This window comes from Pseudomonas frederiksbergensis, assembly GCF_003732705.1.
In the GTDB taxonomy this organism is placed as follows: Bacteria; Pseudomonadota; Gammaproteobacteria; order Pseudomonadales; family Pseudomonadaceae; genus Aquipseudomonas; species Aquipseudomonas frederiksbergensis_F.
The window spans coordinates 1-12864 of the sequence record NZ_MOBR01000015.1; the positions used below are offsets into that span (position 1 = coordinate 1).

Below are 12864 nucleotides of genomic sequence, written 5' to 3' on the forward strand. Positions count from 1 at the left end.
CCATCGCGGGCAAGCCTTGCTCCTACAGGTTTCAGCGTTTCAGCAAGTCCACACAAGTCAATTTCAGCGAACTCGGGAGGCCTCCGGCGCCACCACATCCCCGCCAATCACCACTGCCTGATCATCCAGGTACACATCGCAATTACGCAGCGGTATATCCAAATGGCACGGGGTTTTGCGCTTGCCGCCGACTTCGGTATTCGGCCCGGTGGAGAACAGGAAGTTGCCGTAGAACGCCCGGGCATCCATGCACATGCCGTCGTTCTTGTCGTGCAAACCCATGGCCGTCCACTGGGCTTTTGGCTGTAAACCCCAGCCAATGTGGGAGATGCCGTACACCTCGGGATCATTGAAATACTTCATGTAATCACGCAGGTATTCAGCCTCGAAACCGCCATGGATCGAGGTGATGAAACCCTTTTCGATCTCCAGGGTGATCTTCTCCCGGGTGTAGGTCTTGAACGGCAGCACGATGTCGCCGATGTCCAGCACCAGCACGCCTTCGGCGGTTTCTTCGTTGGGCCAGGAGAACAGGAAGCCGCTGGGCCAATGGTCCCAACGCCCCGGTTCATCGGCGAAACCGTACTCGGTCACCGCCGGATATTGCCCCAACGCCGCGCGGAAATCGCTGCCGGCGCGGGACGTGACATGGATCGAACGCGCCTGTTTCAGCAGCTTCTCCGCCGCCATCACCCGCACCTTGTCGGCCTCGGTCGGCAGCATGCGCGCGAGTACTTCCGGGGGTTCGACGGCCAATAGAATGCGCGTGCCGGTCTTGAGGATCTGCTCCTGTTCCGGCGAATGCAGCAGCATCATCGTGTCGACGATCAGGTCCGCCGCTTCCAGCGCCCGTTGCGCGGCGATATTGCCGGTCAGCGCGGTGTCGCCGCAGTAGGCGGTCATGTCGTTGCCCATGGCCGTCGGATGGTTGAACGACGGCAATTCCACGGCGTAGACCTTGGCGCCCAGGCGCTGCGCGGCGTCCATCGCGGCACGCACGGTGCGCGGGTCGGAATAGTGGCTCTTGAGCACGGCGACGCTCTGGGTCGAGTCGACCTTCGACAGCTTCAACACGTGTTCGAACATCTGGGTCAGTTCGCAATCGCTTACCGGCATTTCCTGTCTCCTCAATCGTCTGCTGCGCACCAAGTCGAGGCGCCCTGCCTCACCATAGTGCATTTTTATAGCGTGTACGCCATTTGTTATCGATAAGACATCAAATGCGAGCGGACTGCAAGCGCCGGACCATAACGTTACCAACCCACACAAACCCAACAAACAAAGGTTACATTCGGTGACTACGGGCAAAAAACGCCAAAAATTAATTTTTACCAACGGCTCTTTCTTTTTGAAAAATACAGCGTATACACTTTAAAAACCTTGCGGCGACCCGCCAGCGACCATTCGAAGAAGAGGAACAAGCCCAATGGCCCAAACACAAAAAATCGCCATCGTCGGTGCAGGTCTTGGCGGTGCAGCCGCTGCGACGTTGCTGCAACAAGCCGGGTTCCAGGTGGACATCTACGAACAGGCCCCGGAGTTCTCCCGCCTAGGCGCCGGGATCCACATGGGCCCCAACATCATGAAAATCTTCCGGCGCATGGGCATCGAGCAGCAACTCGACCTAATGGGCTCGCACCCGGATCACTGGTTCAGCCGTGACGGCTTGAGCGGCGACTACCTGTCGCGCATCCCGCTGGGTGATTTCGCTCGCAAGGAATACGGCGCGTCCTACGTCACCGTGCACCGTGGCGACCTGCATGCCTTGCAGATGTCGACGATCAAACCCGGCACCGTGCACTTCAACAAACGCCTGGAAACCCTCGAAGAAACCGACACCCAGGTGCGCCTGACTTTCAGCGACGGCGAAGTCACCTACGCCGACATCGTGATCGGTGCCGACGGGATCAATTCGAAGATTCGTGAAGAGTTGCTGGGCGCGGAAAAACCGCTGTACAGCGGCTGGGTCGCACACCGCGCATTGATCCGTGGCGATCAACTGGCCAAGTACGATTTGAAGTTCGAGGACTGCATCAAGTGGTGGACCGAGGACCGGCACATGATGGTCTACTACACCACCGGCAAGCGCGACGAGTACTACTACGTCACCGGCGTGCCGCACCCGGAGTGGGATTTCCAGGGCGCGTTTGTCGATAGCAGCCGCGAAGAAATGTTCGAAGCGTTCCAGGGCTATCACCCGACGGTCCAGGCGCTGATCGAATCCACCGAAAGCGTGACCAAATGGCCGCTGCGCAACCGCAATCCGTTGCCGTTGTGGAGTCGTGGACGTCTGGTATTGCTCGGCGACGCTTGCCACCCAATGAAGCCACACATGGCCCAAGGCGCCGGCATGGCCATTGAAGATGCGGCGATGCTGACTCGTTGCTTGCAGGAAACCGGCCTCGGCGACTACCGCACCGCGTTCGAACTGTATGAAGCCAACCGCAAGGAACGCGCCTCCCGCGTTCAGTCCGTGTCCAACGCCAACACCTGGCTGCGCACTCAGGAAGACCCGGCCTGGGTCTATGGCTACGACCTGTACGCCCAACAGTTGAAATCGGGGGTGGCCGCGTGAGCTCTTTCGTCCACGGCGGCAACGTCCAGGCCAACGGCATTCGCCAGCATTACTTGCGTTATGGGGGCAAAGGCCCGGCACTGGTGCTGATCCCCGGCATTACCAGCCCGGCGATTACCTGGGGGTTTGTCGCGGAACGCCTAGGCGAGCATTTCGACACTTATGTGCTCGATGTGCGCGGTCGCGGCCTCTCCTCCACCGGCCCGGAGCTGGACTACAGCGCCGACACCTGCGCCGATGACATTGGTGCTTTCGCCCACGCCATGAACCTCGACAGCTACCACTTGGTCGGCCACTCCATGGGCGCCCGTTTTGCGGTGCGCAGTGCCGTGAAACATCCGGCCGGGGTCAATCGCCTGGTGTTGATTGACCCGCCCGTCTCCGGCCCCGGTCGCCGTGAATACCCGAGCAAACTGCCGTGGTACGTCGATTCGATCCGCCAGTCATTGATCGGGATGGATGCCGAGGCCATGCGCGCCTTCTGCGCCACCTGGACCGATGAGCAATTGCAACTGCGCGCCGAATGGCTGCACACCTGCTACGAACCGGCGATTGTGCGCGCCTTTAACGATTTTCATGACGTGGATTTCCATCAGGACCTGCCGAAACTCCAGCAACCTGCATTGCTGATGATTGCCGGTCGTGGCGGTGTGATTGCGCCCGAGGACGAAGCGGAAATCCTCGACCTGCAGCCGAACATTCGCAGCGTCCACGTCGCCAACGCCGGGCACATGATTCCTTGGGATGACCTCGAAGGCTTCTTCAGCGCCTTCGGTGATTTCCTTGGCCCGCGCCTGAACTAAACGCATCTGGGAGATTTTTATGCTCAAGCCTTACCGCATCGGCCAGATTGTGCCGAGCTCCAACACCACCATGGAAACCGAGATTCCGGCGATGCTCAACGCGCGCCAGTTGATCCGCCCGGAGCGCTTCACCTTTCACTCCAGCCGCATGCGCATGAAACAAGTACGCAAGGAAGAACTGGCGGCGATGGACGGCGAATCCGACCGTTGCGCCGTCGAGTTGTCCGACGCCAAGGTCGATGTGCTGGGTTATGCCTGCCTGGTGGCGATCATGGCCATGGGGCTCGGTTATCATCGCCAGTCTGAGCAGCGGCTGCGCAAAGCCACCGCCGATAACGACGCGAACGCCCCGGTGATTACCAGTGCCGGCGCTTTGATCGAAGGCTTGAAAGTCATGGGCGCCAAACGCATCGCCATTGTCGCGCCGTACATGAAGCCGCTGACGGAACTGGTGGTGGATTACATTCGCGAAGAAGGCTTTGAAGTGGTGGACTGGCGCGCCCTGGAGATCCCCGACAACTTGGCCGTGGCCCGGCACGACCCGGCGAATCTGCCCGGCATCGTCGCTGGCATGAATCTGGAAGGGGTGGATGTGATCGTACTGTCGGCCTGCGTGCAAATGCAGTCGCTGCCGGTGGTGGCGCAAGTCGAAGCGCAAACCGGCAAACCGGTGCTCACCGCAGCGATTGCCACGACTTACGCCATGCTCAAGGCCCTGGACCTGGAACCCATCGTTCCCGGCGCCGGCGCCCTGCTCTCCGGCGCTTATTAAGGGGTGAGTGACATGAGCGAACAAACCGCCAACGACAACTATCAAGGCGTGTGGGGCCAGCGCATCGGGTTTGGCCAGAAGGCTGCGTTGCTGATGATCGATTTCATGCGCGGCTACACCACCGAAGGCGCGCCGCTGTTTGCTCCCGGCGTGGTCAGTGCCGTGGCTGAAAGCGTCGAGTTGCTGGCCAGCGCCCGACGTAACGGCATCCCGGTGGTGCACACCAATATCCGCTACCATCCCGGCCATTTCGCCAATGGCGGGATCTGGGTGAAAAAAGCGCCAGTGATGAAAGACATGGTCGAGGGCAATCCCTTGGCGGCGTTCTGTGAAGAGGTGCTGCCAACCAAGGATGAAGTGGTGATCAGCAAGCAGTACGCCAGTGCGTTTTTCGGCAGCAGTTTGGCCTCGATGCTGCACGCCCAAGGCATCGACACGGTGGTGCTGGCCGGCTGCTCGACCAGCGGCTGCATTCGGGCGACGGCCGTGGACGCGGTGCAACACGGCTTTCGCACCATCGTCGTGCGCCAGTGCGTCGGCGACCGGCATCCGGCGCCCCACGAAGCCAATCTGTTCGACATCGATAGCAAGTATGGCGATGTCATCAGCAAACAGGAGGCCATCGCCCACTTCGAAAAAATGTAATGCGTGCCACAAGAACCGCGCCATAGAGCGCAGGTCTTGGTGACAAAACTGAGGTGTACGTTCTGTAGGAGCACGGCTTGCCCGCGATGGCGATTTCACTGACGCCATCGCGAGCAAGCTTTGCTCCTACGGGTGATCCGTTGTAGGAGCGAGGCTTGCCCGCGAAGGCGATTTCAAGGACGCCTTCGCCAGCAAGCTTTGCTCCTACGGGGTGATCCGTTGTAGGAGCAAGGCTTGCCCGCGATGGCGATTTCGAGGATGTCATCGCGAGCAAGCTTTGCTCCTACGGGGTGATCCGTTGTAGGAGCAAGGCTTGCCCGCGATGGCGATTTCACTGACGCCATCGCGAGCAAGCTTTGCTCCTACGGGTGATCCGTTGTAGGAGCAAGGCTTGCCCGCGATGGCGATTTCACTGACGCCATTGCGAGCAAGCTTTGCTCCTACACAGGGTGTGCGACCTCAGTCTTCTGACACTGCCTTTGGACGCCGCTTTCAGCGCGCCAGAGCGCTGGAAAAAGCGGCTGTATAAAAACCATAAGTCACCGCCAGGAGACATCCGATGCCCATTGCGAACGCAGCACCCGCGACCACGGTCGCCGACCCGATTCAAGCGCTGTACCACAAGATCACCTGGAAGTTGATTCCGTTCCTGTGCTTCTGCTACCTGGCCGCGTACCTCGACCGGATCAACATCGGCTTCGCCAAACTGCAGATGCTCGATCAACTGCACTTCAGCGAAACCGCGTTCGGCCTCGGTGCCGGGCTGTTTTTTGTCGGCTACATCCTGTTCGAAGTACCGAGCAACCTGGTGCTGGAAAAGGTCGGCGCGAAGATCTGGATCGCCCGGATAATGATCACCTGGGGCCTGCTCTCGGCCTGCACCATGCTGGTGACCTCCACCACCCAGTTCTACGTCCTGCGATTCTTGCTCGGTGCCGCTGAAGCCGGGTTCCTGCCCGGCGTGCTGTATTACCTGACCACGTGGTTCCCGACCTATCGACGGGGTCGCATCATCGCGTTGTTCATGATCGGCTTGCCGTTGTCCAGCGTGATTGGCGGGCCGCTTTCGGGTTGGGTGATGAGTCATTTCGATAGCCTCGGCGGTTTGCGCGGCTGGCAGTGGCTATTCCTGATCGAAGCGGTGCCCAGCGTGTTGCTCGGCGTACTGACCTTCTGGGCGCTGCCGAACAGCTATCAACAAGCCAAGTGGCTCAATGACGAAGAGAAAGCCCTGCTGGAACAGGAACTGCGCGCCGACGAAGCCAGTGCCGGCGACAGCAAACACAGCTTTCGCGACGGGTTCTTCAATCTGAAAGTGTGGATGCTTGGCGGCATCGATTTCTCGATCCTGCTCAGCGCCTATGCCATGGGTTTCTGGATGCCCACCTTCATCCGCAACGCCGGGATCGTCGACACGTTCCACATCGGCATCCTCACCGCGTTGCCGAGCGTCGCCGCGCTGCTGGGCATGCTGCTGATCGGTGCCAGCTCCGACAAACACCGCGAACGCCGCTGGCACATCATCGTGCCGTTCCTGGTCGGCGCGGCGGCGATGGCCACGGCGCCGTTCTTCGTGCACAACGTGGTGGCGACCGTGGCGCTGTTCGCCATTGCTTCGGCGGCGATCATTGGCGCGGTGCCGGTGTTTTTCAGCCTGCCGGCGACGTTTCTCAAGGGTACGGCGGCGGCTACCGGGTTTGCCCTCGCCTGCTCGTTGGCGAACATTGCCGGGTTGGTGAGCAACTCGCTGATGGGGGTGGCGATTGACGTGACGGGCAGCAGCGCCGGGGCGTTGTGGTTCTTTGCCGGGTGCCTGATTCTCAGTAGTTTCCTGGTGATTGCGTTGCCGGCCAAACTGGTCAACCGCTGACACCACACTACTTTTGTAGGAGCACGGCTTGCTGGCGATGGCGTCCTTGAGATCGTCTTCGCGAGCAAGCTTCGCTCCTACAGATGCGTGCAAAACTTGTAGGAGCGAGGCTTGCCCGCGAAGGCGTCGTTGAAATCGCCATCGCGGGCAAGCCTTGCTCCTACAGGTGTTCATTCCAACCTATCGGGTGTGCCTCTTATGCAAGGTTTGATCAAACGCTGTGCCCTGCTTGTCGCCGTCGGCCTGTGTGCAGGGTCCCTGCAAGCCGCGGAAAAAGTCATCTTCGACACCGATTTCAACGTGCTCAATGATGACGGCCAGGCCTTTATCATGCTTGCCCAGTTGCACGCGCAAAAACGCATCGACTTGCTCGGCATGACCCTGGTCAGCGGCAACGCCTGGGTCGATCAGGAACAGGTCGATGCGCTCAAAGCCGTGGAGCGCATGGGCGTGGAAAAAGACATCGGCGTGTATTCCGGCGCGGCGTATCCGCTGCTGCATGACTTCGCCACCTATGAGCAGGAAAAAGCCCTGTTCGGCGCCGGTTGGCCGGGGGCGTTCAAGGCGCCGCGTCCGACCTCTGCCGCGCAACTGGTCGCGCCGCCGGATGGCCTGGCCACCCACACCACACTGCGCAAGGAAACCGCCGCGCAGTTCATCGTCGAGAGCGTGCGCGCCAATCCCCATGAAGTGACGTTGCTGGCGGTCGGGCCGCTGACCAATATTGCGCTGGCGATCCGTTCCGCGCCGGACATCGTGCCGCTGATCAAACGCATCGTGTACATGGGCGGCGCCCTGGAGATTCCAGGCAACACCACCCCGGCCGCCGAGTTCAACTGGTGGTTCGACCCCGAGGCGGCGAAGATCGTCCTGCGCTCGCCCATCGAACACGTGATCTTCCCCAACGACGTGTGCGAGAAAGTCACCTTCGATGCCTCAGTGTACAAACGGGTGATCGCGAAACCGGGGCCGATTGCCGACCTGTACAAGCACGAATTCGGCCCGTTGTTCGACAAGGATCCGGCGTATCACAGTTTCACCTGGGACAGTCTGCCGGCGCTGTTTCTGGTGCAGCCGGGCATCGTCACCGAATCCCGGGATTTGTGGGTGGATGTGGACGCGCAGTTCGGCGCCAATTACGGCCGCGCACTGGGCTACAAGAAAAGCCCACCGGTGGGTACGCAAAAAGCCAAAGTGGTGTTCGCCATCGACCAGCAGAAATTCTGGGACGGCTATGTGAACCTCGTGACCTTGCCGACACCGGTCAAGGGCAGTTGAAACCGCCGGCAATCATGAACAAGTGACAGCCTCGGGCGAACCCCTCACAGTGAGCGTGGTCGCACAGGTGAACCGCCCGATAATCTTCAAGGGCGGTTCAGTCCCTTTTTCTGTCGAGAGCCCTTCATGCGCAGACTTCTTGCCCTGTCCCTTTCCCTGCTGTTGCTCTCCCTGAGCGCCTGCGCGCTGTTCCCGAATCGCGATCCGCTGAACATCAACGTGGTCGGGATCGAACCGCTGCAAAGCCAGGATCTGGAAGTGCGTTTCGCGGTAAAGATCCGCGTGCAAAACCCGAATGAAACCGCCATCGACTACAACGGCGTGGCGCTGGACCTGGAAGTCAACGGTCAACCACTGGCTTCCGGTGTCAGCGATCAGTCAGGGACAATCCCACGGTTTTCCGAAACGGTGTTGACCGTGCCGGTGAGCGTCTCGGCGTTCTCGGTACTGCGCCAGACCCTCGGCCTGAGCCAGACCCAAACCCTCGACAACCTGCCCTACGTACTGCGCGGCAAACTGGCCGGCGGGTTGTTTGGCACGATGCGGTTTGTGGATACGGGCAAGCTGAGGTTGCCGGGGCCGAGTGCGGCGACCTGGTAGACCCGCCCACCCCTTGTAGGAGCAAGGCTTGCCCGCGATGGCGTATTCGAGATCGCCATCGCGGGCAAGCCATGCTCCTACAAGGGTATCGGCAATCAATCAGTGGCTCATGCGGTGAAGCGCACGCCGGGTTTGGCGCGTTCATCCACGCTCAGCTCGAACACATCCGGCCGCGCATAGTGGCCGACCACGTCGAAGTCGTAACGCGCACGGATCAGTTCGTCGGTGTCGATTTCAGCCGTCAGCAAACCCGGCCCACCCCGCAGCGGCCCGGCCAGCACGTCGCCCATTGGCCCGACGATCACGCTGCCGCCGGCAATCAACGGTCGGTCCGCCGGCCAGTTGGCGATCTCGACGCCCAACGCCTGGGGCGATTCCTGCACCTGGCACGCGCTGACCACAAAGCACCGGCCCTCATGGGCGATGTGACGCATGCTGACCTGCCACATCTCGCGCTCGTCCACGGTCGGCGCGCACCACACCTCCACGCCTTTGGCGTACATCGCCGTGCGCAGCAGCGGCATCATGTTTTCCCAGCACACCACTGCCGCCAGGCGCCCGACCTGGCTGTCGATCACCGGCAACGTCGAGCCATCGCCCTTGCCCCAGATCAGCCGTTCGGTGCCGGTCGGCATCAGTTTGCGGTGCTTGGCGACCAGGCCAGCCGCAGGGTCGAAGTACAGCGCCGTGCAATACAACGTGCTGCCCGCACGCTCAATCACCCCCAGCACCAGATTGGCCCCGGTGCGGGCCGACAATCCGGCCAACGCTTCAGTCTCGACGCCCGGAACATCGATGGCGTTGGCGAAGTACCGCGCAAACGCCTCACGGCCTTCTGGCAAGCGGTAACCCAGTTGCGTGCCAAACCCCTCGCCCTTGGGATAGCCGCCCAGCAGCGCTTCCGGCATGACCACCAGCGCGGCGCCGGACTCGATGATTGCGTTTTCCCAGGAAAGGATCTGTTCCAGTGTCTCGCCCTTGCCACCGGGCAAGGCGCCGATTTGCAGGGCTGCAACGATTGACTTGGACATCTCGGTAACTCCGACGGCAATGAGGTGTTGCTGATTTTCCGCCCTCACCGGATCATGAATAAAGCCCCGTTCACTGCTGAATGATATGAACACGATGAATATCGCCACCGTCGACCTCAATCTGCTCAAAGTCTTCGAAGCCCTGCACGAAGAGTCCAGCGCCAGCCGCGCCGCCCTGCGCCTGGGGGTCACGCAATCGGCAGTCAGCGCCGCGTTGCGCCGACTGCGAGAGTTGTATGGCGATCAGTTGTTTGTGCGCACCGGCCGGGGTCTGGCGCCAACCCTCAGGGCCAATCAGTTGAAACCGGTGGTCAGCGACGCCCTGAACAAATGCCGACAGAGCCTGGCGATGATCGATCCGGCCGCCCAACACTACGAGGGACGTTCGGTCGCCGTGGGCCTGTCGGACGATTTCGAGATGGCCTACGGACGGCGGCTGATGGAGGAAATCGCCCGCCGTGCGCCGAAGCTGCGACTGATTTTCCGCCAGACCCACAGCCAGATCGTCGCCCATGCGTTGCTGGATCGCAGTATCGATCTGGCGATTACCGCCGGCGGGTTTGCCGAGCGGTTGCTCAGCCGTCAGGTGTTGGGCGAAGGGGGGTATTTGTGCCTGGTGGATCAGGCCAGTCTGGCTGAGGGACAGCAGACCATCAGCCTGGAGGAGTTCGTCGCGCGGGAGCACATTCTGGTGTCGTCCGGCGGTTTTATCGGGATCACCGATGAGGGGTTGGCGGCGCTGGGGCTGAGTCGGCGAGTGTGCGCCTCGACCACGCATTTTGCCGCGTTGCCGTATTTGCTCAAGGGCAGTCAGGCGGTGGCGACCATTCCGGCCCACGCCGCGCAAAGCATCGCCGCGCTCACGGGCCTGGCACTGCTGCCCTGCCCGCTGGCATTGCCGCGCTACCCGATCGAACTGGGCTGGCGCACCAGCACCCAGCTCGATCCGGTGGTGCTGAAAGTGCGCGAGGCGATTGTCGCGAGCTTTGCCCACGATGGCGACCCTGAAAACGGCATGCCGTTGTAGGAGCGAGGCTTGCCCGCGAAGGCGTCATCAATGACACGACCTGTAGGAGCAAGGCTTGCCCGCGATAGCGATCTCACGGACACGACCTGTAGGAGCAAGGCTTGCCCGCGATAGCGATCTCAAGGACACGACCTGTAGGAGCAAGGCTTGCCCGCGATAGCGATCTCACGGACGCCATCGCGGGCAAGCCTCGCTCCTACGGGGATCGGTGTCAGGAATTATTTGGCGGCCATCAGGCGATTGACTTCACTGCGCACCATGTTCGCGTACTCGGGCGGCGACAGGAGATCGAGTTCGGACCGGACCCATTCGGCCCATTTGCCTTTGCGCTTGGCCCGTTCACCGAACAACCGTGCGGCTTCGCCCTTGGACTTGCCCAGGTTGCTTTGCCAGAGGTCGAACAGACGGGATTTTTCGTCTTCAAGCGCAGCGCGCTCGGCAAGGGGTTTGTCGGCCAGATTGAAGCTCATGGGAAATACCTGCTGCGTAAATTGGCGACATCTTACACTGTAGGACGAATCCTCCGACCCTGGATTTTTCTCCTGGGTTGAGTCAACACGCAAATTGACTGCAACTTTTTCAACCGCCGCAGACTCCATTGTTCACTGCCCACTTATCCGCAAGGAGTTACTCAATGGCCCGCAAAACCGCCGTACAAGCCGCAGCAGACCAAATCAAGGACCAGGCATTCAGTGAACTTCAAGCGCTGATTGAAGAGTCGGACAAACTGCTCAAAAGCAGCGCCTCACTGGTGGGTGAAGAAGCCGATACGTTGCGTGGGCAAGTCGCCCAGAAGTTGCAACAGGCGCTGGAATCCGTCACCAGTGTGCGCGAGCGCACCAAGCCCGCGGTCGATGCCACTGAAACCTACATCGGTGGCCATCCGTGGCAAACCGTCGCCATCTCCGCCGGTTTCGGCCTGGTGGTGGGGTTGTTGCTCGGTCGTCGCTAAACCGACCTGCCAGACACACCTCTCCCTGTGGGAGCGAGCCTGCTCGCGAAAGCGGCGTAACAGTCAGCATTAATGTTGAATGTAATGCCCTCTTCGCGAGCAGGCTCGCTCCCACAGGTTTTTGTACTACCTCAGAACCCAGCCAATTCCCGCAGATTCGCCAACACTTCCGGCTCCAACCGAATCCCCTCAGCCGCCGACTTGGCCCGTTGATGATGACGCCGATCCCCCGGCAAACGCTTGAGCCCGACCCCGTGCATCTGCCGCACCAGTTCCTGGCTACGCTCGGCAAAGCTTTGCCCGGCGGCCTTGCTCGGATCGATCACGATCAGCAATTGCCCGGTCCACGGCGTCTTGGCGCCCGGATGGTTCGACCAATCGAACTCGAAAGAAAAGTTACCGCCCGTCAACGCCGCTGCCAGCAACTCCACCATCATCGACAGCGCCGAACCCTTGTGCCCGCCAAACGGCAGCAACGCGCCACCTTCGAGAATCGCTTTCGGGTCCTGGGTGGGTTGGCCGAGGCTGTCCACGCCCATGCCCGGCGACAAACGCTCGCCCTTGCGCGCGGCAATTTGCACGTCGCCATGGGCGATGGCGCTGGTGGCCAGGTCGAAGACAATCGGCTCGCCGTCCGCCCTTGGCGCGGCGAAGGCGATCGGGTTGGTGCCGAACAGCGGACGATCGGCGCCATGGGGCACCACGCAGGTCATGCTGTTCACCACGCTCAGGGCCACCAGGCCGTCATAGGCGAAGGGTTCGACATCCGGCCAGAGCGCGGCGAAGTGATGGGAGTTGCGGATCGCCAACACCGCAATCCCGGCGCTGCGGGCCTTCTCAACCAACAGCGGCCGGGCGGCGGCCAGCGCCGGTTGGGCAAAACCGTTCGCCGCATCGACCCGGACAAACCCCGAGGCCACGTCCTCGACCACCGGCACTGCCTGGCCATTGACCCAGCCGCTTTTCAGCGTCGACACATAACCGGGAATCCGGAACACGCCGTGGCTGTGGGCACCGTCGCGCTCGGCACCGGCGCAGTTGAGCGCCAATGTCCTGGCGACGTCGGCCGAGGTGCCATGGCGCAGGAAGACTTGCTCGAGCAACAAAACGAGTGAATCGAAATCAAGGGGTTCGGTGTTCGAACTGACGGGTGTTGCGGTCATCTGAGGCTCCAGTTTTATTATTGAGTTCGGGCAACAGGCTGAAACGAAGGTTGCGCGGCAACCCGGTCAAACATCGCCGATTAAGCGCTGTTCTAGAGGTGTCCTGTCAAGCCTCGGCGACAGATCGACGCAAGCAATATGTACCGCA

General features: G+C 61.1%; 13 protein-coding genes. 9 read left to right on the top strand and 4 right to left on the bottom strand.

The annotated features are described in order from the left end of the window. Positions 1-63: 63 nt before the first annotated feature. Positions 64-1116, bottom strand: coding sequence for a 2,5-dihydroxypyridine 5,6-dioxygenase (locus tag BK667_RS16055; protein WP_123598217.1), 1053 nt, complete (start codon positions 1114-1116; stop codon positions 64-66). Between the two features lie 310 nt (positions 1117-1426). Here BK667_RS16055 and BK667_RS16060 point away from each other — a divergent pair, with 310 nt between their 5' ends. The 7 genes from BK667_RS16060 to BK667_RS16090 all read left to right on the top strand — a co-directional run bounded on the left by BK667_RS16060 (position 1427) and on the right by BK667_RS16090 (position 8543). After that, complete coding sequence (locus BK667_RS16060) at positions 1427-2575, top strand: FAD-dependent monooxygenase (RefSeq protein ID WP_123509604.1); 1149 nt, start codon at positions 1427-1429, stop codon at positions 2573-2575. Beyond that, entirely contained in the window at positions 2572-3378 is an 807-nt protein-coding gene (locus BK667_RS16065; protein ID WP_123598218.1) for an alpha/beta fold hydrolase, read from the top strand. Before BK667_RS16060 ends, BK667_RS16065 begins: the two co-directional genes overlap by 4 nt. A 19-nt stretch (positions 3379-3397) precedes the next feature. After that, positions 3398-4150, top strand: coding sequence for a maleate cis-trans isomerase family protein (locus BK667_RS16070; RefSeq protein ID WP_123598219.1), 753 nt, complete (start codon positions 3398-3400; stop codon positions 4148-4150). 12 nt (positions 4151-4162) lie between these two features. Further along, positions 4163-4795 (top strand): N-carbamoylsarcosine amidohydrolase, encoded by a 633-nt coding sequence (locus BK667_RS16075; protein WP_123598220.1) that lies wholly within the window; start codon positions 4163-4165, stop codon positions 4793-4795. Positions 4796-5354: 559 nt separating this feature from the next. Further along, positions 5355-6665, top strand: coding sequence for an MFS transporter (locus BK667_RS16080; RefSeq protein WP_123598221.1), 1311 nt, complete (start codon positions 5355-5357; stop codon positions 6663-6665). A 198-nt stretch (positions 6666-6863) separates the two neighbouring features. After that, positions 6864-7943, top strand: coding sequence for a nucleoside hydrolase (locus tag BK667_RS16085; protein WP_123598222.1), 1080 nt, complete (start codon positions 6864-6866; stop codon positions 7941-7943). Between the two features lie 126 nt (positions 7944-8069). After that, positions 8070-8543 carry an LEA/WHy family protein gene (locus BK667_RS16090; protein WP_123598223.1) on the top strand — a complete coding sequence of 158 codons (474 nt, stop codon included), beginning with the start codon at positions 8070-8072 and terminating at the stop codon, positions 8541-8543. Between the two features lie 107 nt (positions 8544-8650). Here the strand turns inward: BK667_RS16090 and BK667_RS16095 are convergent, their stop codons facing one another. Then, on the bottom strand, positions 8651-9574 hold the full coding sequence (locus BK667_RS16095; protein WP_123598224.1) for a carbon-nitrogen hydrolase family protein: 924 nt from the start codon (positions 9572-9574) through the stop codon (positions 8651-8653). 85 nt (positions 9575-9659) lie between these two features. On the opposite strand from BK667_RS16095, the gene BK667_RS16100 reads away from it, so the two are divergent. Next, positions 9660-10601 carry a LysR family transcriptional regulator gene (locus tag BK667_RS16100; RefSeq protein WP_123598225.1) on the top strand — a complete coding sequence of 314 codons (942 nt, stop codon included), beginning with the start codon at positions 9660-9662 and terminating at the stop codon, positions 10599-10601. Between the two features lie 218 nt (positions 10602-10819). On the opposite strand, the gene BK667_RS16105 is transcribed toward BK667_RS16100, so the two are convergent. Next, the gene (locus BK667_RS16105; protein ID WP_054046380.1) at positions 10820-11071 is read right to left on the bottom strand and encodes a hypothetical protein; all 252 of its coding nucleotides are present in this window, start codon (positions 11069-11071) and stop codon (positions 10820-10822) included. A 164-nt stretch (positions 11072-11235) separates the two neighbouring features. Between BK667_RS16105 and BK667_RS16110 the strand changes: the two genes are divergently transcribed. Next, the gene (locus BK667_RS16110; RefSeq protein ID WP_123509613.1) at positions 11236-11553 is read left to right on the top strand and encodes an ElaB/YgaM/YqjD family protein; all 318 of its coding nucleotides are present in this window, start codon (positions 11236-11238) and stop codon (positions 11551-11553) included. 131 nt (positions 11554-11684) lie between these two features. Here the strand turns inward: BK667_RS16110 and BK667_RS16120 are convergent, their stop codons facing one another. Further along, positions 11685-12716 (bottom strand): Ldh family oxidoreductase, encoded by a 1032-nt coding sequence (locus BK667_RS16120; protein ID WP_123509614.1) that lies wholly within the window; start codon positions 12714-12716, stop codon positions 11685-11687. Positions 12717-12864: the final 148 nt, after the last annotated feature.